The 21,864-nt window shown below is 74.2% G+C and carries 16 protein-coding genes; 14 read left to right on the top strand and 2 right to left on the bottom strand.

What is annotated here, in order from left to right:
* From ACFV6I_RS13185 to cobA, 12 genes are all read left to right on the top strand, one after another.
* Positions 1-549 (top strand): arginine repressor, encoded by a 549-nt coding sequence (locus ACFV6I_RS13185; RefSeq protein WP_063346843.1) that lies wholly within the window; start codon positions 1-3, stop codon positions 547-549.
* 182 nt (positions 550-731) lie between these two features.
* The gene (locus tag ACFV6I_RS13180; RefSeq protein WP_063346842.1) at positions 732-1,925 is read left to right on the top strand and encodes an argininosuccinate synthase; all 1,194 of its coding nucleotides are present in this window, start codon (positions 732-734) and stop codon (positions 1,923-1,925) included.
* A gap of 43 nt (positions 1,926-1,968) precedes the next feature.
* A complete protein-coding gene (gene argH, locus ACFV6I_RS13175; RefSeq protein WP_363372855.1) occupies positions 1,969-3,405 on the top strand; it encodes an argininosuccinate lyase in 1,437 nt (478 codons plus the stop codon).
* Between the two features lie 107 nt (positions 3,406-3,512).
* Positions 3,513-3,770 (top strand): hypothetical protein, encoded by a 258-nt coding sequence (locus ACFV6I_RS13170; protein WP_159398377.1) that lies wholly within the window; start codon positions 3,513-3,515, stop codon positions 3,768-3,770.
* Between the two features lie 476 nt (positions 3,771-4,246).
* Positions 4,247-4,750: a GNAT family N-acetyltransferase gene (locus ACFV6I_RS13165; RefSeq protein ID WP_063346839.1), complete on the top strand. Its 504-nt coding sequence runs from the start codon at positions 4,247-4,249 to the stop codon at positions 4,748-4,750.
* Positions 4,751-5,329: 579 nt separating this feature from the next.
* Positions 5,330-6,355 (top strand): methionine ABC transporter ATP-binding protein, encoded by a 1,026-nt coding sequence (locus ACFV6I_RS13160; RefSeq protein ID WP_380425064.1) that lies wholly within the window; start codon positions 5,330-5,332, stop codon positions 6,353-6,355.
* On the top strand, positions 6,352-7,080 hold the full coding sequence (locus ACFV6I_RS13155) for a methionine ABC transporter permease (protein WP_380425061.1): 729 nt from the start codon (positions 6,352-6,354) through the stop codon (positions 7,078-7,080). Before ACFV6I_RS13160 ends, ACFV6I_RS13155 begins: the two co-directional genes overlap by 4 nt.
* A 58-nt stretch (positions 7,081-7,138) precedes the next feature.
* Entirely contained in the window at positions 7,139-7,963 is an 825-nt protein-coding gene (locus ACFV6I_RS13150; protein WP_063346836.1) for a MetQ/NlpA family ABC transporter substrate-binding protein, read from the top strand.
* A gap of 197 nt (positions 7,964-8,160) precedes the next feature.
* Positions 8,161-8,811, top strand: coding sequence for a GNAT family N-acetyltransferase (locus ACFV6I_RS13145; protein ID WP_363372849.1), 651 nt, complete (start codon positions 8,161-8,163; stop codon positions 8,809-8,811).
* A 244-nt stretch (positions 8,812-9,055) separates the two neighbouring features.
* On the top strand, positions 9,056-10,321 hold the full coding sequence (gene cbiE, locus ACFV6I_RS13140) for a precorrin-6y C5,15-methyltransferase (decarboxylating) subunit CbiE (protein WP_063346833.1): 1,266 nt from the start codon (positions 9,056-9,058) through the stop codon (positions 10,319-10,321).
* A gap of 536 nt (positions 10,322-10,857) precedes the next feature.
* A complete protein-coding gene (cobT, locus tag ACFV6I_RS13135; RefSeq protein WP_380425059.1) occupies positions 10,858-14,748 on the top strand; it encodes a nicotinate-nucleotide--dimethylbenzimidazole phosphoribosyltransferase in 3,891 nt (1,296 codons plus the stop codon).
* Positions 14,749-14,857: 109 nt separating this feature from the next.
* Positions 14,858-16,135 (top strand): uroporphyrinogen-III C-methyltransferase, encoded by a 1,278-nt coding sequence (gene cobA, locus ACFV6I_RS13130; protein ID WP_380425056.1) that lies wholly within the window; start codon positions 14,858-14,860, stop codon positions 16,133-16,135.
* Between the two features lie 81 nt (positions 16,136-16,216).
* Here cobA and ACFV6I_RS13125 read toward each other — a convergent pair whose 3' ends face one another.
* Complete coding sequence (locus tag ACFV6I_RS13125; RefSeq protein WP_380345284.1) at positions 16,217-18,820, bottom strand: SpoIIE family protein phosphatase; 2,604 nt, start codon at positions 18,818-18,820, stop codon at positions 16,217-16,219.
* A gap of 238 nt (positions 18,821-19,058) precedes the next feature.
* On the opposite strand from ACFV6I_RS13125, the gene ACFV6I_RS13120 reads away from it, so the two are divergent.
* Entirely contained in the window at positions 19,059-19,871 is an 813-nt protein-coding gene (locus tag ACFV6I_RS13120; RefSeq protein WP_380425054.1) for a TrmH family RNA methyltransferase, read from the top strand.
* Positions 19,872-19,973: 102 nt separating this feature from the next.
* Here the strand turns inward: ACFV6I_RS13120 and ACFV6I_RS13115 are convergent, their stop codons facing one another.
* The gene (locus ACFV6I_RS13115) at positions 19,974-20,717 is read right to left on the bottom strand and encodes a hypothetical protein (RefSeq protein WP_380425051.1); all 744 of its coding nucleotides are present in this window, start codon (positions 20,715-20,717) and stop codon (positions 19,974-19,976) included.
* Positions 20,718-20,837: 120 nt separating this feature from the next.
* On the opposite strand from ACFV6I_RS13115, the gene ACFV6I_RS13110 reads away from it, so the two are divergent.
* Positions 20,838-21,864 (top strand): hypothetical protein (locus tag ACFV6I_RS13110; RefSeq protein WP_380425048.1); only part of this gene is annotated, 1,027 nt, incomplete at its 3' end.

Below are 21,864 nucleotides of genomic sequence, written 5' to 3'. Positions count from 1 at the left end.
ATGACCGTTTCCCACTCCGGCCCGTCCGCCGCAGGCCCGTCGCCGCAGGTGCCGCAGACCCGCACCGCGCGGCACCGGCGGATCGTGGACCTGCTCACCCGCCAGCCCGTGCGCTCGCAGAGCCAGCTCGCCAAGCTGCTCGCCGACGACGGACTCGTGGTCACCCAGGCGACCCTCTCCCGGGACCTGGACGAGCTGGGCGCGGTCAAGATCCGCAACCGGGACGGCGCGCTGATCTACGCCGTCCCGGCGGAGGGCGGCGACCGCACGCCGCGGGCGCCGATGGGCGAGTCGGCCAGCGAGGGCCGGATGGCCCGGCTGGCCGGCGAGCTGATGGTCTCTGCGACGGCATCCGGCAACCTGGTGGTGCTGCGCACCCCTCCGGGGGCCGCGCAGTTCCTCGCCTCGGCGATCGACCAGGCGGAGGTGTTCGAGATCATCGGCACCATCGCCGGTGACGACACCGTCCTGCTGATCAGCCGGGACCCGGCGGGCGGCCAGGCGCTCGCCGACCACCTCATGCAACTCGCCCAGGCGAAGGCGCAGTAGCGCGCCACGACGCGAGACCCCGACGCGCCACGACGCACAACGACGCGACACGACACGAAACCCCGACCGGTGGAGAACTTCCCCGGCCGGGGTTTTGTGTTTCATACGGACTAGTGCATACTTATGCCTGTCGCCGTAAACCTGTACGGAAACCCTGTACGTAGAGCTGTAAGGAGAAAGCCGTGGCCGAGCGCGTCGTACTCGCCTACTCGGGCGGACTGGACACCTCCGTCTGCATCGGCTGGATCGCCGAGGAGACGGGCGCCGAGGTCATCGCCGTCGCCGTCGACGTCGGCCAGGGCGGCGAGGACCTGGAGGCGATCCGCCAGCGCGCGCTGGACTGCGGCGCCGTCGAGGCCGAGGTCGCGGACGCCCGCGACGAGTTCGCCGACGAGTACTGCCTCCCGGCGATCAAGGCCAACGCGCTCTACCAGGGCCAGTACCCGCTGGTCTCCGCGCTGTCCCGGCCGGTCATCGTCAAGCACCTGGCCGCCGCCGCCCGCAAGCACGGCGCCACCACCGTCGCGCACGGCTGCACCGGCAAGGGCAACGACCAGGTCCGGTTCGAGGTCGGCATCAACTCCCTGGCCCCCGGCCTGAAGTGCATCGCCCCGGTGCGCGACTACGCGATGACCCGGGACAAGGCGATCGCCTTCGCCGAGGCCAAGGGCCTGCCGATCGCCACCACCAAGAAGTCCCCGTACTCGATCGACCAGAACGTCTTCGGCCGGGCCGTCGAGACCGGCTTCCTGGAGGACATCTGGAACGCCCCGATCGAGGACGTCTACGACTACACCCAGGACCCGGCCGCCCCGCGCGAGGCCGACGAGGTGGTCATCACCTTCGACGCCGGCGTCCCGGTGGCGATCGACGGCCGCAAGGTCACCGTCCTCCAGGCCATCGAGGAGCTGAACAAGCGGGCCGGCGCCCAGGGCATCGGCCGGCTGGACATGGTCGAGGACCGGCTGGTCGGCATCAAGTCCCGGGAGATCTACGAGGCCCCCGGCGCGATCGCCCTGATCACCGCCCACCAGGCCCTGGAGAACGTCACCGTCGAGCGCGAACTCGCCCGCTACAAGCGGCAGGTGGAGCAGCGCTGGGCCGAACTCGTCTACGACGGCCTCTGGTTCTCCCCGCTCAAGCGCGCGCTGGACGGCTTCGTGAACGAGGCCAACCAGCACGTCACCGGCGAGATCCGGATGGTCCTGCACGGCGGCCGGGCCGTGGTCAACGGCCGCAAGTCCGACCAGTCGCTGTACGACTTCAACCTCGCCACCTACGACACCGGCGACACCTTCGACCAGTCGATGTCCAAGGGCTTCATCGAGATCTTCGGGATGTCCTCGAAGCTCGCCGCCCGCCGCGACCTCGCCTGATCCCTCCCGTCCCCACCCCCCTTCCCCGTCAGGAGCCCACGCGATGTCCGCCGACCAGCACGCCGACCAGACCGCCGACGTCCGCCTCTGGGGCGCGCGCTTCGCCGACGGCCCGTCCGAGGCGCTGGCCAGGCTCTCCGCCTCGGTCCACTTCGACTGGCGCCTCGCGCCGTACGACATCGCCGGCTCCAAGGCCCACGCCCGGGTCCTGCACAAGGCCGGCCTGCTCTCCGACGACGAGCTCGCCGCGATGCTGGCCGGCCTCGACCAGCTGCTCGCCGACGTCCAGGCGGGCACCTTCACCGGGACCGTCGCCGACGAGGACGTGCACACCGCCCTGGAGCGCGGCCTGCTGGAGCGCCTCGGCGCCGACCTCGGCGGCAAGCTGCGGGCCGGGCGCTCGCGCAACGACCAGATCGCCACCCTGTTCCGGATGTACCTGCGGGACCACGCCAAGACCATCGGCGCCCTGGTGCTCGACCTCCAGCACGCCCTGGTCGGCCTCGCCGAGGCGCACCCGGACACCGCGATGCCGGGCCGCACGCACCTCCAGCACGCCCAGCCCGTCCTCTTCGCCCACCACGTCCTCGCGCACGTGCAGGCCCTCGGCCGGGACGCCGAGCGGCTGCGCCAGTGGGACGTCCGCACCGCCGTCTCCCCGTACGGCTCCGGGGCGCTGGCCGGTTCCTCGCTCGGCCTCGACCCGCAGGCCGTCGCCGCCGACCTCGGCTTCGAGGGCGGCTCGGTCGGCAACTCCATCGACGGCACGGCCTCGCGCGACTTCGTCGCCGAGTTCGCGTTCGTGACCGCGATGATCGGCATCAACCTCTCCCGGATCGCGGAGGAGGTGATCATCTGGAACACCAAGGAGTTCGGCTTCATCACGCTGCACGACGCCTTCTCCACCGGTTCCTCGATCATGCCGCAGAAGAAGAACCCGGACATCGCCGAGCTCGCCCGGGGCAAGTCCGGCCGGCTGATCGGCAACCTGACCGGCCTGCTGGCCACCCTCAAGGCCCTGCCGCTCGCCTACAACCGGGACCTCCAGGAGGACAAGGAGCCGGTGTTCGACTCCTGCGACACGCTGGAGGTGCTGCTGCCCGCGTTCACCGGGATGATGGCCACCCTCACCGTGCACCGGGAGCGGCTGGAGGAGCTGGCCCCGGCCGGCTTCTCGCTCGCCACCGACATCGCCGAGTGGCTGGTCAGGCAGGGCGTGCCGTTCCGGGTCGCGCACGAGGTGGCCGGCGCCTGCGTCAAGGTCTGCGAGGCCGAGGGCATCGAGCTGTCCGACCTGACGGACGAGCAGTTCGCGGCGATCTCGGTGCACCTGACGCCCGAGGTCCGGTCGGTGCTCAGCGTGCACGGCGCCATCGCCTCGCGCAACGGGCGCGGCGGCACCGCGCCGTCGGCGGTGGCGGTCCAGCTCGCCGAGGTGAAGGCGGACCTGGCGCGGCAGCAGGAGTGGATCCAGGGCTGACCGCCGGTCTGCGGGGGAGGGGCGTGACGGTCCGACCGTCGCGCCCCTCCGGCGTCCGCACCCCCGGTCGGGCGTAACCCGGCCCGCCCCGGCCCGTCATGCACGGTGTGTGCACTACCCTTCCGCCCGTCCCCTCCGCCGAGGACGTCTTCCTCGCCGAACGCCGCCGCCGCGTGGTCCGCGAGACCGTGGCCGGCCTGCCGGGCCGCTGCCCCGAGCTGGTCGCCGCCCTCGCCGAGGATCCGCCGCCGACCTACCGGGAGCTCTCCGAACGCCTCGGCATGCCGCGCGGCTCGATCGGGCCGACCCGCTCCCGCTGCCTCGCCTGCCTGCGGATCCTCCTCCATGCCGAGCGGTACCCGTGAGCCGCTGGTGACGCTCCGCATGCGGATCACCCCGGAGGCGACTCCGCCCGGGTGGCGTTCCGCACGCCCGGCCGCCGCCATCGGCCACCGCCACCGACCTCCGCCCCCCCGGGTGACCCTCGCCACGTCGAGCCGTCGCCGCCCCCGGCCACGCCCCACGCGCGGCGCCCACCAGCCGCCCCACCACCCGCCCCGCCCCCGCGTGACCCTCGCCACGTCGAACGCCCGGAAGGTTGAGAGCAGCTGACACGCGGGTAGAGCGCTGGCGAACGTAGCTCTTGACGGTGCCGCGATCGCTCGGATACTGAGCGTGAGCGCGTCGCCGTCGACCCGGGCACTTCCGGGCCGCGCGGCTGGTACGTTCGTGCGCCACCCCCGGTCAGGGCAGATCCCCGGCCGGGACATCTCCGGCAGGACATCCGGTGCGGCACCCTCACGTTTGCGCGCCGGGCACGACGATGGGGAGGCCCCAGCACATGGGCATGAGCGTGATCATCTCGGCGGCGGACGCCGAGGACGCGGAGCAGATCCTCAAGCTCCAGTACCTCGGCTACCAGCCCGAGGCGGAGCTGTACGGCGACTGGGCGATCGAGCCCCTGACGCAGAGCCTGGAGAGCCTGCGCGCCGAACTGTCCGGGCAGTACGTCCTGGTCGCCCGGCTGGGCGACGAGGTGGTCGGCACCGTCCGTGGTCACGTCGACGCCGAGGGCGTCGGCCGGATAGGGCGCCTGGTCGTCCACCCGAGGATGCAGCGGCACGGCCTGGGCGGCCGGCTGCTGGACGCGCTGGAGCGCCGCCTCGCCGAGGACGGCCGTCCGGTGACCTCCTACCGCCTGTTCACCGGCCACCGCAGCCTCGGCAACCTGCGGCTGTACACCCGCCTGGGCTACCGCCAGTCCGCGGTCGAGCCGGTCACCGACCGGCTCAGCCTGGTGCACCTGGAGAAGCCCGCCGTGGTGTCGCTCGCCGCGACCGCCTGAGCCCTCCGCCCGTTCCGGCCCGCACGGCGCCGCCACCATCCGGACACTCCGGTGGCGGCGCCGAGCCGTATCGTCGCTGGTGGCGGCGCCGGGTGTCCGCATTGCGGACATCACATCCAAGTAATTGGGTCCAAATCGACCCATCTGATTTACTGGCTCACATGACTGCGACGACGAAATGGACCCCCACCGGCACCCTGCCGGCAGGTGAGCGCGCCATGTGCCGTCGAATGTGTCACCGCTGAGGGCCACCGCCCCCGGCACCCGGTTGAGGGTGCCCCCACCTCGCGCCCCGAAGCGAGACCCGGCGTCGTTCCCGTCCGTGCGAGCGCGCCCAGCCTGCCACACCCCTTCTCCCCGCCTGCCCACCCATGGGCGGGTGGTCGTCCACGACGACTCGTGCCCGTGACTCGCGCCCGATGACTCGTAAGGGCCACGCCGTCGCGCGGCCCGGCCGCGCAGCGGCCACGATCAAGAGGTGGCAGGTCCGGATCCCCCTGGCGAAGCGCCGTGCACGTCGCCGACCGCACCCCGGTCGGGCGGCCGCCCGCCGCCCGCCCCCGACCCACGGAAGCAGCTGTGATCACCACCACGGACCTCACGAAGGTCTACCGCTCCCGAGGCCGCGAGGTGAGCGCCCTCGCCGGCGTCGACCTGCACGTCCGCCCTGGCGAGGTCTACGGAGTCGTCGGCACCAGCGGCGCCGGCAAGTCCACCCTCATCCGCTGCGTGAACATGCTGGAGCGTCCGACCTCCGGCACCGTCACGGTGGACGGGGTCGAGCTGACCGCGCTGTCCGGCGGCGAGAACCGGGCCGGCCGGGACCTGCGGGAGGCGCGGCGCCGGATCGGCATGGTCTTCCAGCACTTCAACCTGCTCTCCTCGCGGACCGTCCAGCAGAACGTCGAGCTCCCGCTGGAGATCATCGGACTGGACCGCACCCAGCGCCGCCGCAAGGCCGCCGAACTGCTCGACCTGGTCGGCCTCGGCGACAAGGCCCGCAGCTACCCCAACCAGCTCTCCGGCGGCCAGAAGCAGCGCGTCGGCATCGCCCGGGCCCTGGCCGGCGACCCCAAGGTGCTGCTCTCCGACGAGGCCACCTCGGCGCTCGACCCGGAGACCACCCGTTCGATCCTCAAGCTGCTGCGCGACCTCAACCAGCAGCTCGGCCTCACCGTCCTGCTGATCACCCACGAGATGGACGTCATCAAGTCCGTCTGCGACTCCGCGGCCCTGATGCGCGGCGGCCGGGTGGTCGAGTCCGGCAGGCTGACCGACCTGCTGGCCGAGCCCGGCTCCGAGCTGGCCCGCGAGCTGTTCCCGCTCAGCGAGTTCGGCACCGGCCACCCCGGCTCGACCGTGCTGGAGATCACCTTCCAGGGCGACTCCTCGGCCCAGCCCTTCGTCTCCCAGCTGGCCCGCACCTACCAGATCGACATCAACATCCTCGGCGCCGCGGTGGAGACCATCGCCGGCCGGATGGTCGGCCGGATGCGGGTCGAGCTCTCCGGCGGCCACCAGGACAACGTGGTGCCGATCGGCTACCTGCGCGAGCAGGGCCTGCAGGTGGACGTACTGGGCGCGGTGGACGGAGCGGTGGCATGACCTGGGACCAGATGTGGGCCCTGATGGGGCCCGCCACGCAGGAGACCTTCCAGATGGTCGGCGTCTCCACGGCCGTCACCGTGCTGCTCGGCCTGCCGCTGGGCATCCTGCTGGTGCTGACCGACAAGGGCGGGCTGCTGGCGAACCGGGCCGTCAACAAGTCGATCGCCTTCGTGGTGAACATCGCCCGCTCGGTGCCGTTCATCATCCTGATGATCGCGCTGATCTCCTTCACCCGCTGGCTGGTCGGCACCTCCATCGGCTGGCAGGCGGCGACCGTGCCGCTCACCATCGGCGCCATCCCGTTCTTCGCCCGCCTGGTCGAGACCTCCGTCCGCGAGGTCGACCGCGGCCTGGTCGAGGCCGTCCAGGCGATGGGCGGCAGCACCTGGACGATCGTCCGCAAGACGCTGCTCCCGGAGGCGCTGCCCGGCATCGCCGCCTCGGTGACCACCACGATCATCACGCTGATCAGCTACTCCGCGATGGCCGGCACGGTCGGCGGCGGCGGCCTCGGCACGCTCGCCGTCAACTACGGCTACCAGCGCTTCGAGACCGCCTTCATGTGGGTCATCGTGGCCGAGCTGGTGATCCTCGTCACCGCCGTCCAGCTGATCGGCGACTTCGCCGTCCGGCGCCTCGCCAACCGCGGCGGCACCGGCGGCCGGACCCGCCTGCTGGGCCGCGCGCCGGCCGCCCCCGACGAGGACCTCGTCGCCCCCTAGACCTCCCGGGTCCGACACCGGACCACGGCTCCCCGTATCACGCAGAAAGGCACTTTTCGTGCGCAACGCCCTGAAGTTCACCAGCATCCTCGCCACCGCCGGCATCGCCCTCTCGCTGGCCGCGTGCGGCAGCTCCGGGTCCTCCTCCTCGGACCCGAACGCGCCGCTCAAGGTCATCGCCAGCCCCACCCCGCACGGGCAGATCCTCAAGTACGTCAAGGACAACCTCGCGGCCAAGGCGGGCCTCAAGCTCGACATCAAGGAGGTCACCGACTACGTGACCCCCAACACGGCGGTGCAGGACGGTTCGGCCGACGCGAACTACTTCCAGCACGTCCCGTACCTGGAGGACTTCAACAAGAAGCACGGCACCGACATCGTCTCGGTCGAGCCCGTGCACCTGGAGCCGCTCGGCGTCTACTCCAAGAAGGTCAAGTCGATCGCCGACCTGCCGGACGGCGCCACCGTCGGCCTGCCCAACGACGCCACCAACGAGGGCCGCGCGCTCAAGCTGCTCGCCGACAACAAGCTCATCACGCTGAAGGACGGCGTCACCACCGCCGCCACCCCGGCCGACGTGACGGGCAACCCGAAGAACCTCAAGTGGAAGGAGCTGGAGGCCGCCCAGCTGCCCCGCTCCATCGCCGACCTCGACGCCGCCGTCATCAACGGCAACTACGCGCTCGACTCCGGCCTGAAGCCCGCCACCGACGCGCTGGTGCTGGAGAAGGCCGAGGGCAACCCGTACGCCAACATCCTCGCCGTGAAGAAGGGCAAGGAGAACGACCCGCGCGTGAAGAAGCTGGCCGAGCTGCTGCACTCCGACGAGGTCAAGAAGTACATCGACGACACCTTCCAGGGCTCGGTCATCCCGGCCTTCTGAGCCGCGGTCCGATCCACGCCCTGATCCCGACCGGCCCCCGCCGCACCTCGGCGGGGGCCCGGTCGGGCAGGATGCACCCGGGGCGCCCTGGTCGGCGGCGTTCTGACGTACCGTCGTGCGGGCGGCGCACCGCGTGACACCCGGGGCACGGCGGGGGCGTACGGTGTTGTGTTCACGACCCGGCGAGGAGAGACGGCATGGCAGCGAGCTTCCCCGAGACCGCCATCAGCACCGAACGGCTTCTGCTGCGGCCCCTTGCGGAGGACGACGCGCCCGGCCTGGCCACGATGATGGCGGACGAACTCGTCCTGGCCTGGACCGATCTGCCGCACCCCTTCACCGAGGCGTACGCGACCGAACTCGCCCGCACCCTCGCCCCCGCCCACCGGGCCGCCGGCCGCGGCATCGTCTTCGCCGTCACCGAGCACCTCACCCAGCGCCTGGTCGGCCTGGTCGAACTGCGCAACACCGACTGGCGCCTGCGCAGCACCGAGATCTCCTACGTCACCGCCTCCTGGGCCCGCGGCGAGGGCTACGCGCCCGAGGCCGTCCTCGGCGTCAGCCAGTGGCTGTTCGAGGACCGCGACTTCCTGCGTCTGGAGCTGCGCACCGCCGCCGGGAACACCGCCGCCCAGCAGGTCGCCCAGAAGATCGGCGGCATCAGCGAGGGCGTGCTGCGCAGCGCCTGGATAGTCCGGGGCGAGTCCGGCGGGTCCGGCGAGGCCGCGGTGGAGAGCCGCAGCGACCTCATCCTGTGGAGCCTGCTCCCGGAGGACCTGGACGCGCCCGAGCCCGAGCCGCAGCGGGGCGGCTGGCACGGCGACCAGCGCTACGTGCTGCGCGACTGAGCCGCCCCGATCGCGCGAGCCGCCTGTACCGTCCGAGCCGTTCGTGCCGCTCACCCGCCGGCGGCTCGTCACGGACATGTGTACGAGATGTCGGCGCCGAGGGGATCACACCCGGTAGCCTCTGCACCGGCGCCGCACACCGGCGCGGTTTGTCGGCGCACCGAGTCGCACACCGGGTGACACCACAGGGACACCCCGGGTCGCAGGCCGGTCCGCGCACCGAGTCGAGGGAGAACGGCCGCAGATGGCTGACCGGATCACGGTCATCGGGTGGGACGGCACGCCGCTGACCGAGGCCGCCGGCGCGGCCCTCGCCGCAGCGACCCTGGTGGCCGGTGCCCCCTACCAACTGAACGCCCTCCCGGTGCCGGACGCCGCCGAGCGGATCACCCTCGGCAACGTCCGGCAGGCCGCCCGGCGGATCGCCGAGCACCGCGGCGCCGCCGTCGTGGTCGCCGAGGGCGACCCGGGCTTCTTCGGCGTCGTGCGCGCGCTGCGCCGCCCCGAGTACGGCCTCGAACTGGAGGTCCTGCCCGCCGTCTCCTCGGTCGCCGCCGCCTTCGCCCGGGCCGGCATGCCCTGGGAGGACGCCCAGGTGGTCAGCGCCCACGGCGGACGGCTGCGCCGCGCGGCCAACATCTGCCGGGCCCACCCCAAGGTCGCGGTGCTGACCGCGCCCGGCGCGGGGCCGAGCGAACTGGCCCTCATGCTGCGCGGGGTGCACCGGACCTTCGTGGTCTGCGAGGCCCTGGGCACCCCGGACGAGGACGTCACCGTCCTCACCTCCGACCGGATCGCCGACCACGTGTGGCGCGACCCCAACGTGGTGCTGGTGATCGGCGGCCACGGCGGTCCCCAGGCCGGCGGGGTCGACACGGAGGCCGGCTGGCTGGCAGGGCGCCCGGTCGGCTTCCCCGGCGCGGACCGCGGCTGGGCGCTCCCCGGTGACGCCTACGCGGGCGCCGGGCGCGCGGGGGACGAGCCCGGCGCATCGGAGGCGCTCCCCGCGCACGTGCGCGCCCTGGTGCTGGCCCGTCTGGGTGCTCGTCCGGGGGATCTGGTCTGGTCGGTCGGCGCGGGCAGCGGCGCCCTCGCGGTGGAGGCGGCCCGCTTCGGCGCCGCCGTGGTCGCGGTCGAGGCGTCCCGCTCGGCCTGCGCCGGGTTGGCGGTGAACGCGCGCCGGTACGGCGTCGAGGTGGAGACCGTGCACGGGCAGGGCCCCGAGGTGCTGGGCGGCCTGCCCGAGCCGGACGTGGCGGTGGTGGAGTCCGGCGGCCTCGACGTGGTGCGCGCGGTGCTGGCCCGCCGTCCTGAGCGGTTCGTCGCGGTGCCCCGGACCCTCGCGGAGGGGGAGCAGATCCACCGGGCGATCGCCGAGGCCGGCTACCGGGCGGACGGTGTGCTGCTGCAGTCCACTCCGCTGTCGGCCGCCGGTGGCGCCGGTGGCGGGCTGGTTCTGGGGGCGGGTGGAACCGGCGTGCTGCTGCTCTGGGGTGAGCAGATCGCGTGAAGGAGCGGGGTGCGTCCTGTGGATTCGGCCTGATCCGCCGGGCGCATTCTGGTCCCGCGCTGTGCTGCTGAGGGGTCGTGGTGGGGCCGGGCGGTGATCCAGGTCGCATCCGGACACCGATTCGAGAGGTGACCGTGCTGGGCCGGTAGTGTGGCGTCCTGGGCGGCTGCGGCGGTCGGCGACCCACCCGATTCAGTCGGTTTGTCGCCTTTTTGACGTGGTGCAATCCGGTTTTGCTCGGAGTGTGGGCAATTCGACGGGCCGCGTGCCGGACCTGGAGAATGCCGTAGGGTCCGGTGCGGTCGTGCCGGTTGCTCCGGGTTGTCGTTGTTTCAGATGGTGCACCGCCCGGTGTGGGCGGTGCGCAGGCCGGGGTGCCGCAGTGCGCCGGAAAGACTTGGGCCGCAGCGCCTCGGCGCGGCGGCCGCGTGTGGTTGAGGGACGGGCCGGTGCAGGCCCGGCCCGTGCGGATGGGTGCTGCGGTCGGTGATCGTGTCGCCAAGGGCGCGGCAGCGGCCTGGAAGGAGCGTTTGACAATGACCGATGGCGGCCACGTCCCGGGCGAGGGATTGCCGGAGCACCTGAACGCCGGGCCGGACACGCTCGGCGGACCGGAGGGCGTCGCGGGCGTTGCACCCCTCCAGGGCGTCGCGACGGACGGCGGCGTGATCCCGAACCCGACGGCGCCGGGCCACGGCCCGGCCGGTGGTGCGATGCCCCCCGGCGCGGGTGTCATCCCGCCGCAGGGCCAGCCGCTGGGCGCGTCCGGCTTCGCCGTACCGGCCCCCGGCCTGTCGGCTCCCGGCGCACCGGCTCCCGGTGTGCCCGGTGAGGGCTGGGGAATCGACCCGGGCGCCCCGCGTCCGGCCTTCCACTTCCTCGACCAGGACGACGAGGACGACGTCCTGCTGATGCCCGGTCCGCAGGGCTCCTGGGGCGAGCCGCTGGCGCCCCTCCCGACCGAGCAGACGCCGCTCGCCCCGCAGCAGGACGGCACGCCGGTCGAGCCTTCGTGGCCGCCGCTGGAGCCGCCGGCGCTCGGCACCGAGCAGGCGCAGCAGCCGTTCCACGCCGCCCCGGCGCACCCGCAGGCCACGGAGGCGATGACGGCCGCTCAGCCGCCGCGCCGCCCGCTGCACGCAGGCCCGCCGATCCCGGACCCGTCGCTGATGACCGGCCAGGTCCCGGTGCGCTCGCTCGCCGACCGCGGCCCGTCGCAGGGCGGCACGCCCGCGCACGGCATCCCGGTGGTCGGCCGGCCGCCGATGGCCGAGGCCGTCGCCCCGGCGCCGGCCGCCGCGCCGCAGGCCGTTCCGGCAGCGCCCGCGCCTTCGGTGGCGCCCGTGGTTCCCGCGACGGAGGCCCAGGAGTTCCAGCAGGTGCCGCTGGCCTCGCACCCGGTCGAGGCCCAGCTGGCCGTCGAGACGGTCGGGGCGATCGAGGTGATCGAGGTCGTCGAACTGCCGGAGGCCGTCGTCGTCGCCGAGGCCGTGGTGGACGCGGCGCCGGCCGCCGTGGCCGAGCCGGTCCCGGCGGAGTCCGGCCAGCCGGTCGCCGACCCGAGCGGCACGCCCCTCGCCGGGGCCGTGGTGACGGCGCCCGCAGAGGTGCCGGTCGAGATCGCCGTCGAGCCCGTCGCCGAGGTTGGCGTCGAGGCCGCCGCGCAGGCCGCGCCCGCGGAGCAGACCGAGGCCCCCGCCCCGGCCGGCCCGCCGCGGCGCATCTCCGCATTCCTCGCCGCGCCCACCGGTCTGCCTCCGGTCGCGGCGGCCGCGCAGGCCCCGGTGGCCGAGGAGGCCGCCCCGCAGCAGCCCGCTCCCATAGCGGCCGAGGAGCCGGCCGAGGAGCCGGTCCAGGCCGCCCCGCCCGTCGAGGCCGCTGGAGCGGTCGAGACCGGCGAGCCTGCCGAGGCCGTGGCGCCCGTGCCGGAGGCGGTCGTCGAGCCCGTCGTCGAAACGGTCGTCGAGGCGGTCGCCGAGACCGCCGCCGGTACGGGCGAGATGCCCTCCGGCCAGGCCGTCGTCGAGCCCGTCGAGGCTGCCGTCGAGGTCGCTGCCGAGCCCGTTGTCGAGCCCGCCGAGGGCGAGCAGCCGCAGGAGGCCGCGCCGGTCGTGGACCAGGCCGTCGAGGCCCCGGTCGAGTCGGTCGTCGAGCCCGTCGTCGAGCCTGAGACCGAGGCCACCGCAGCGGAGACCGCGCCGCAGCCGGTCGCGGACGCCACCCCGGTCACCGAGGCTGCCGACGCCACCGAGCCCGTTGCCGCAACCGCGGAGACCATCGAGGCCGCCGCCGAGCCGGTCGCCGAGACCGCCCCGGCCACCCCGGAGGACCAGACCCAGCCCGTCACCGAGCCGGCCGCAGAGTCCGCCGAACAGGCCCCCGCCGCCGAGGCCCCCACCGTCGAGCCCGTGGCCGCCGAGTCCGTCGCCGAGGAGGCCGCCACACCGGAGGCCCCCGCCGCCGACCAGGCCGCTGACGCGTCCGTGGCAGCCGAGGCCCCCGCCGCCGAGCAGCAGCCTGCCGAGCCTGCCGAGCCTGCCGAGCAGGCCGCCGAGCCGCAGACGGAGGCGTCGACGGAGGAGCCGGCGGAGCCGCCGACGGAGGACCAGGCGGAGCAGCCGGCCGAGGAAGCGCCGGCCGAGGAGCAGGCCGAGGAGCCGGCCGAGCCCCGCGGCCCGGCCGCGCCCGGCTTCGGCGAGGCCGAACGCGAGGCCGTCCACCAGGTGATCCGCGAGCGCCGCGACATCCGCAACGGCTTCCGCCCGGACCCGATCCCGCACGAGGTGCTGATCCGCGTCCTGGAGGCCGCCCACACCGCGCCCAGCGTCGGCTACTCCCAGCCCTGGGACTTCGTGGTGATCCGCTCGGCCAAGACCCGCCGGCGGATGCACGCCCTGGCCGAGCGCCAGCGCGAGGTGTACGCGGACTCGCTGCCCAAGGGCCGGGCCAAGCAGTTCAAGGAAATCAAGATCGAGGCCATCCTCGAGACGCCGGTCAACATCGTGGTGACCGCCGACCGCACCCGCGGCGGCCGGCACACGCTGGGCCGGCACACCCAGCCCCAGATGGCCCCGTACTCGGCCGCGCTGGCGGTCGAGAACCTCTGGCTGGCCGCCCGCGCCGAGGGCCTGGGCGTCGGCTGGGTGAGCTTCTTCGACGACGAGGAGCTGGTCCGCGAGCTCGGCCTGCCCGAGCACCTGGAGGTCGTCGCCTACCTGTGCGTCGGCTTCGTCGACTCCTTCCCGGACGAGCCCGAGCTGGAGCAGCAGGGCTGGGCCAAGAAGCGCCCGCTGTCCTGGGTGGTCCACGAGGAGCAGTACGGCAACCGCGCGCTGCCCGGCGAGGAGCCGCAGAGCCTGCTCGCCGAGACCCTGCGCGGCATCCGCCCGCTGGACGCCAAGGCGCTCGGCGAGGCCTGGGACCGGCAGAAGCGGATGACGAAGCCGGCCGGCTCGCTCGGCATGCTGGAGATCATCTCCGCCCAGCTGTGCGGCCTGTCCCGCAAGTGCCCGCCGCCGATCCCGGAGCCCGCCTGCGTGGCGATCTTCGCGGGTGACCACGGCGTGCACGCGCAGGGCGTCAGCCCGTGGCCGCAGGAGGTGACCGCCCAGATGGTCGGCAACTTCCTGGCCGGGGGCGCGGTGATCAACTCCTTCGCCAAGCAGATCGGCACCGAGGTCTGCGTGGTCGACGTCGGCGTCGCCGCCGAACTGCCGGAGGCCATCCAGCAGGGCCGCACCACCGGCCTGCTGCCGCGCAAGGTCAAGCCCGGCACCGCCGACATGACCCAGGGTCCGGCGATGACCCGCGAGGAGGCCCTCAAGGCCATCGAGGTCGGTATCGAGACCGCCCGCGACCTCGTCGCGGCGGGCAACAAGGCGCTGGTCACCGGCGACATGGGGATCGCCAACACCACCGCCTCGGCCGCCCTGATCTCGGTGTTCACCGGCCTCGACCCGGCCGAGGTCACCGGCCGCGGCACCGGCATCGACGACGAGACGCACGCCCGCAAGATCGAGGTCATCCGGGCCGCGCTGGCCCTGCACCGGCCCGACCCGGCCGACCCGATCGGCGTCCTCGCCGCCGTCGGCGGCCTGGAGCACGCGGCCCTGGCCGGTTTCCTGCTGGGCGCGGCCTCGCTGCGCACCCCGGTGGTCCTGGACGGCGTCATCGCGGGTTCGGCCGCGCTGGCGGCCAAGGCGATCGCCCCCGAGGTGCTGGCGGCCTGCATCGCCGGCCACCGCTCCGCCGAGCCCGGCCACCAGGCCGCGCTGGCGAAGCTGGGCCTGCGTCCGCTGATCGACCTGGACCTGCGGCTCGGCGAGGGCACCGGTGCCTTGCTGGCCCTGCCGCTGGTGCAGAGCGCGGCCCGGGCGATGCACGATGTAGCCACCTTCGACTCCGCCGGGGTCACCGAGAAGGGCTGACGTCCTCCGTCACCACTCCGCGGACCGGCCCGAGGGCGCGCCGGTCCGCGGAGCGGCGTCACGCCGCACCCGCACCCCCGACCCTCACCCCCGATCAGGAGCACCGCCGATGACCGCGCCCACCCCGCACCCCAGCACCGAAGGCCGTACCCCGTACCCGGTCGGCCTGCTGCTCGCCGGCCGCCGCGTGGTCGTGGTCGGCGGCGGCCAGGTCGCGCAGCGCCGGCTCCCCGCGCTGATCGCCACCGGTGCGGAGCTGCACCTGATATCGCCGGCCACCACCCCGGCCGTGCAGGCGATGGCCGACGCGGGCGAGCTCACCTGGCACGCCCGCCCGTACCGGGACGGCGACCTGGCCGACGCCTGGTACGCCCTGGTCGCCACCGACGACCCGGCGGTCAACGGTGCCGTCAGCGCCGAGGCCGAGCGCGAGCGGGTGTTCTGCGCCCGCAGCGACGACGCCTCCGCCGCCACCGCCTGGACCCCGGCCAGCGGCCGCGACGCGGGTGCCACCGTCGCGGTCCTCACCGGTGACCCGCGCCACTCCGCCGCTCTGCGCGATGCCATCGTGGACGGCCTGCGGGACGGCTCGCTGGCCGTCCGCCAGTTCCGCGCGCACGGCGTCGGCGGCGCCTCGGGCCAGCCGGGCCAGGGGAGCGTCGCCCTGGTCGGCGGCGGCCCGGGCGACCCGGATCTGATCACCGTGCGCGGCCGCCGCCTGCTGGCCGACGCCGACGTGGTGGTCGCCGACCGCCTCGCCCCGCGCGAGCTGCTCGCCGAACTGCCCGAGCACGTCGAGGTGATCGACGCTTCCAAGATCCCTTACGGCCGGTTCATGGCCCAGGAGGCGATCAACCGGACGCTGATCGAGCACGCCAGGGCCGGCAAGTTCGTGGTCCGGCTCAAGGGCGGCGACCCGTACGTCTTCGGGCGCGGCGGCGAGGAGCTGCTCGCCTGCGCCGAGGCCGGACTGCCGGTCACCGTCGTCCCGGGCATCTCCAGCTCGATCAGCGTCCCGGCGGCGGCCGGCGTCCCGGTCACCCACCGGGGCATGACGCACGAGTTCACCGTGATCTCCGGTCACGTCGGCCCGGAGGACGAGCGCTCGCTCACCAACTGGGAGGCCGCCGCGAAGATGCGCGGCACCCTGGTGCTGCTGATGGCCGTGGACAAGATCGGCGCGATCGCCGCGAAGCTCGTCGAGCACGGCCGCCCGGGCGACACCCCGGTCGCGATCGTCCAGGAGGGCACCACCGCCGCCCAGCGCCGGGTGGACGCCACCCTGGCCACCGTCGCCGCGACCGTCGAGGCCGAGCGGATCAAGCCGCCGGCCGTGATCGTCGTCGGCGACGTGGTCAACGTCCTGGCGGCCGCCTTCCAGCGCTGAGCGCCCGGAGTGGGAAGTCGGGCCCGTCGACTTCCCACTCCGACTTCCCCCTCTGGCCGGCCACTCGGCCACTCCGGGCGGCTACTCCAGCGGCTGCTCCGTCCAGATCACCTTCCCCGTCGCGGTGTAGCGCGTCCCCCAGCGGTCCGCGAACTGCGCGACCAGGAACAGCCCGCGCCCGCCCTCGTCCGTGGTCGCCGCGTACCGCAGGTGCGGCGAGGTGCTGCTGCCGTCCGACACCTCGCAGATCAGCGCCCGGTCCCGCAGCAGCCGCACCCGGATCGGCCCGGTGCCGTACCGGATGGCGTTGGTCACCAGTTCGCTCAGGATCAGCTCGGTGACGAACGCCGCCTCGTCCAGCCCCCAGGCCGCCAGCCGCTCCGCGACCTCGGCCCGGACGGCGCCCACCGCCGCCGGTTCGGGCGGCACCTCCCACTCCGCGACCTGGTCCGGCGCCAGCACCCTGGTCCGCGCCACCAGCAGCGCGATGTCGTCCAGCGGACGCTCCGGCAGCATCGCCCCCAGCACGTCCGCGCAGGTCTGCTCCGGTGTGCGCGGCGGCCCGGTCAGCGCCGCCCGCAGCAGTTCGAGCCCCTCACCGATGTCGCGCTCGCGGTCCTCCACCAGCCCGTCGGTGTACAGCACCAGACGGCTGCCCTCCGCGAGGTCCAGCTCGACGTTCTCGAACGGCAGCACCGCCAGCCCCAGCGGCGGCCCGGTCGCCAGCTCCGGGAACACCACCCGCCCGTCCGGGCCCACCACGGCGGGCGGCGGATGGCCGGCGCTGGCCAGCGTGCACCGCCGTGCCACCGGGTCGTAGATCGCGTACAGGCAGGTCGCCCCGGTCAGGGCCGCGCCCTCGCCGCTCCCGGCCTCGTCCTGGTCGATCCGGTTCACCAGGTCGTCCAGGTGCCCCAGCAGCTCGTCCGGCGGCAGGTCCAGTGTCGAGAAGTTGTGGATCGCCGTCCGCAGCCGGCCCATCGTCGCCGCCGCGTGCAGGCCGTGCCCCACCACGTCCCCGACGACCAGGGCCACCCGCGCGCCCGGCAGCGGGATCACGTCGAACCAGTCGCCGCCCACCCCGGCCTGGGCCGGCAGGTAGCGGTGCGCGACGTCCAGCGCGCTCTGCGGCGGCAGGTTGCGTGGCAGCAGGCTGTGCTGGAGCGTCACCGCCATCGCGTGCTCCCGGGTGTAGCGGCGCGCGTTGTCGATGCACACCGCCGCGTGCGCCACCAGCTCCTCGGCCAGCACCAGGTCGTCCGCCTCGAACGCCTCCGAGCGGTCCGCCCGCCAGAACCGGGCCACCCCCAGCAGCACCCCGCGCGCCCGCAGCGGCACCCGCACCATCGAGTGCACCCCGTACGCCAGCACCCGGGCCGACCGCTCCGGATCCTGCTCCCGCCACCTCGGGGCCTGGGCCAGCCAGGGCTCCAGCCCCGACTCCCCGCTGTGCAGCGCCCCGGCCAGCGGGGTGGCCGGCACCACGTCCAGCACCGTGTCCACCGGGTAGAACGGGGCGTCGTCCCGGATCCCGGCGAGCGCCACGCGGCGCATCCGCCCCAGCGAGGTGCCCGGCGGCGGCTCCTCGCCCGTCAGCACCTGGTCCGCCAGGTCCACCGTGACGAAGTCCGCGAACCGGGGCACCGCGACCTGCGCCAGCTCCTCCGCCGTCCGCGTCACGTCCAGCGAGCTGCCCACCGTCACCCCGGCGTCGTACAGCAGCCGCAGCCGCCGCTGCGCGCCCTCGGCCCGGCCGGACAGCGCCAGCAGCTCGGTGGAGTCACGCAGCGTGGCGACGCAGCCCGGCGGGCCGCCCACCTGGTCGGTGAGCCGGACGTTCACCGCCAGCAGCCGCTCCCCGGCCAGCACCACCTCGTCCGTCACCGGGCGCTGGGCGGTCAGCAGCTCCTCGGGCGCGGGTTCCAGGCCCAGCTCGGTCACCGGCCGGCCCTCGGCGTCCGGCGGCAGGTCCAGCAGCCGCCGCGCCTCGTCGTTGCAGAGCAGCAGCCGACCGTCCGCGCCGACGATCATGACGCCCTCGCGCACCGCGTGCAGCACGGCCGCGTGGTGCTCGTACATCCGGGTCATCTCCGCCGGGCCCAGCCCGTGGGTCTGGCGCCGCAGCCGCCGGCTGATCAGCGCCGTGCCGAGGGTGGCCAGCCCGACCGCGCCCGCGGCGGCGCCCAGCACCACCGGCAGCTGCCGCTCGCTCGCGCTGCTGACGCTGCGCACCGTGACGCCAGCCGAGACCAGCCCGGCCACCGAGCCGTCCGGCGCGTACACCGGGACCACCGCCTGGACCAGCGGGCCGAGCGAGTCGGTGACGCGCTCGGTCACCACCTGCCCGTGCACCGCGGGCAGGTAGGTGCCGACGAACTTGTGGCCGATCAGGGCCGGGTCGGGGTGGGTGTAGCGGATGCCGTCGTCGTTCAGCACGACGATGAAGCCGACGCCCGACGACATCCGCGCGGCCTCCGCCTTGGGCTGCAGGACCGCGGTCGGGTCGGGGGAGCGCAGCGCGTCGACGATGCCCGGTGAGTTGGCGAAGGTCTGCGCGACCGCCACCGACCGGTTGCGGGCCTCGTGGTCGGCGTCGGTGCGCGACTGCACCACCAGCGCCACCGCGGCCGCCGCCACCAGCAGCAGGACGACGAGGACCTGCAGCGCGAACACCTGCCCGGCCACCGACCGGTGCCGTACGGGCCACGGCCGCTTCGCGCGTGGCAGCTGTAGCCGACCGTTTGGGCGCCCACCGGAGGAGCCGGCGGAACCAGTAGCACCAGAGGCCGACGGAGCCCAGGATCGGCCCGGAAAACGGGCCATACGGCCATGTTTGCACCATGGCTGGCACAGGGCCAAGGCCAGCCCGCCCCGTGGCTTGGGCCGTTTGGCCTTCCCCGCCCCGCCTTGGCAAGATCGCAGGGTGTCCGAACCCAGCACCATCACCGACCCCGCCGACCCCCGCCTCGGCGACTACACCAGCCTCACCGACGTCGAACTGCGTCGTCGGCGCGAACCCGCCGAAGGCCTGTTCATCGCGGAGGGGGAGAAGGTCATCCGCCGTGCCCTCGCCGCCGGCTACCGGATGCGGTCGATGCTGCTGACCTCCAAGTGGCTGGAGGTGATGGCCGACGTCATCGCCGAGGCGGACGCCCCCGTCCACGTCGTCGAGCCGGGGCTCGTCGAAGCCGTCACCGGCTACCACGTCCACCGCGGCGCGCTCGCCTCGATGGAACGCAAGCCGCTGCCGCAGGCCGCGGACCTGCTCGCCGGGGCCCGCCGGGTCGCCGTCCTGGAAGGCCTGGTCGACCACACCAACCTCGGCGCGATCTTCCGCAGCGCCGCCGCCCTCGGCATGGACGCCGTCCTGCTCTCGCCCGACTGCGCCGACCCGCTGTACCGGCGCGCCGTGAAGGTCTCCATGGGCGCCGTCTTCGCCGTGCCCTACGCCCGGCTCGACCCCTGGCCGGCCGCCCTGGAGACCGTCCGCACCGCAGGGTTCACCCTGCTGGCCCTGACCCCCGCCGACGGCGCCGTCGACCTCGCCGGCCTCGCCCCGGACCGGCTCCCCAAGGCGGCCCTGATGCTCGGGGCCGAAGGCGACGGCCTGACCGGACCCGCCCTGGCCGCCGCCGACCACGCCGTCCGAATCCCGATGGCCCACGGCATCGACTCCCTCAACGTCGGCGCCGCAGCCGCCGTCTCCTTCTACGCCGTCACCGCCCCCACCGCCTGACGGGGACGTCGGCTTCCCCTCTCACGCCGGAGGAGCCCCCACGTAGAAAGCGGGAAGCAGGAAGTCGGCCAGGCCGACTTCCTGTGCCGCGCCCTCCCGTGCTCAGCCCGCCGCAGCGGTGGGCGGAGCCGGGGCGGCGGCCGGGGGCTGGGTGGCGGGGCCGGAGGCGCCGGGCCAGGACTCGTCCAGGGTGCCGTCGGTACGGACGGTGTAGCGGGTGGAGGTGGTCGCGCCGGTCGCGGCGACCCGCTCCTCGCGGACGACCGTCCCGCCGTCGAGCCGCCAGGTGGCCGTCGCCTGCGGGTCGGCCGCCGAGGTGCGGGAGGTGGCGGCGACCGGGGTGTCCCCGATGAAGGAGAAGAGCTGGACGAGGTCGACCGGCACCGAGCCCTCGGCCCGCCGCAGGACGACGACCGCAGCCGGGGCGCCCTTGTACCGGGCGGGCAGCACGGAGCTGAGCACGACCTGCGGGCCGGCCCCGACCGACCGGCCGTCCCGGAGCGCGATGCCGGGCCCGCCGGTCCCGTCGGGGTAGCTGCGGTTGGGCCAGTCCACCACCGGCCCCGATCCGTACGGGGGCGCCAACGGGCTGTCGCCCGTGCCGCCGTGTGCGGCCGCAGCGGCGGCGGGCGGGGTGGCCGGAGGCTGGGCGGCGGGGGGTTGGGTGCCGGGGGCTGCGGCGGCCCCGTCCACCGAGGTCCCCGGCACGGCCTGCGCGCCGCCCGCGGCGGGCGCACTGGCGCTGGACCCGCCGGACGGCCGCAGGCCCTGCTTGCTGCGGTTCTCGCACCCCTGGGCGGCCGCGATGGCCAGCGCGACGCCGAGCGTCACGGTGACGAAGACCACGAGCCGCTGCCGCAGCAGCCGCTGCCGCGCGTTGCCGGGCCGCCCGCCGGGGGCGGGGGTGTGCTGGCGGTCCCGGGGGTGCCCGCGGTCGCGGGTGCCGGGCCGGCCGGGGGGCGGGGTGTGCGGCCGCGGGCCCCCCCGGCGCCGCCCCCGCCGCCCACCACCCCCGCCACCACCCCGGCCACCACCGCGCCGGCCGGGACGACGTACCCCTTCCGGGGCGTCAAGTTCAAGATCCCGCCGGGCTGGCGGGCCGTCAATCCGGATCCCGCCGCCAACAGCCTCTGCATCCTGAGCCCGAGTGCTCCGCAGGACGCGTCGGCCGGGGACTGCCTGCCGCACGGCGTGCTCTTGACGGTCCTGGACCAGGAGTCGGAGTCCTGGCCGAGGCTGCCCGACCTGGATTCCGACAGCGGTTGGTCCACGCAGCCCTGGTGCCCGGCGTGGTCCTACTCCCCCACGCTCGCCAGGAGCGGACAGATCGACAGTGTCGGCCCGACCAGGAGCACACCCACCGTGGCAGGCCGTGCCGCACGCAAGTCGCAGTGGCAGATCAACTGCGGTGGCGACGCCTTCACGGCCCAGATGTGGGCCCTGCCGAAGGACTTCGTGTCCGTCGCGGCGATCGGCCTCAAGGCCGACTACCAGCCCGGACTGATGACGATCGTCAACACCCTCGACCTGAGCGGCCGCCAGGCGCCGCCCACGGAGGCCAACCGGAACGACATCGCGGTGAGCTTCGACGGCCTGGCGGCCGGTCAGCAGCTGACGGCGGGGAGTTCGGCCGTCACCTTCTCGGTGACCTTCCGGAACACCAGCCAGAACACCTACGGCCGGTTGCAGCCGCTGGTCGTCACGGAGCCCTACCCGGGTTCGCCGCCGGTGCAGGTCGTACAGGGGCCCAACGACGGCAAGCTGGAGCGTCAGGACGGTGACACCTGGCGGCCGGCGCCGATGGGGCCGGGCAGCGACATGGGCTACGCGGTGGCGGACCAGGCGTCGCTGTTCTCCCTGGCCCCGGGGCAGACCAGGAAGGTCACCTACCGGCTGACCCTGGGCGCCGGGAACGGCCCGGGGGACATGCCGGTCTCGGCGCAGGTGACGCTTCCGTACAACGGAAGCAAGCTGACCGTGCTCGGCGAGAAGA

Source organism: Kitasatospora sp. NPDC059803 (genome assembly GCF_042732255.1).
In the GTDB taxonomy this organism is placed as follows: domain Bacteria; phylum Actinomycetota; class Actinomycetes; order Streptomycetales; family Streptomycetaceae; genus Kitasatospora.
This window is presented reverse-complemented; position numbering and strand designations above follow the sequence as displayed.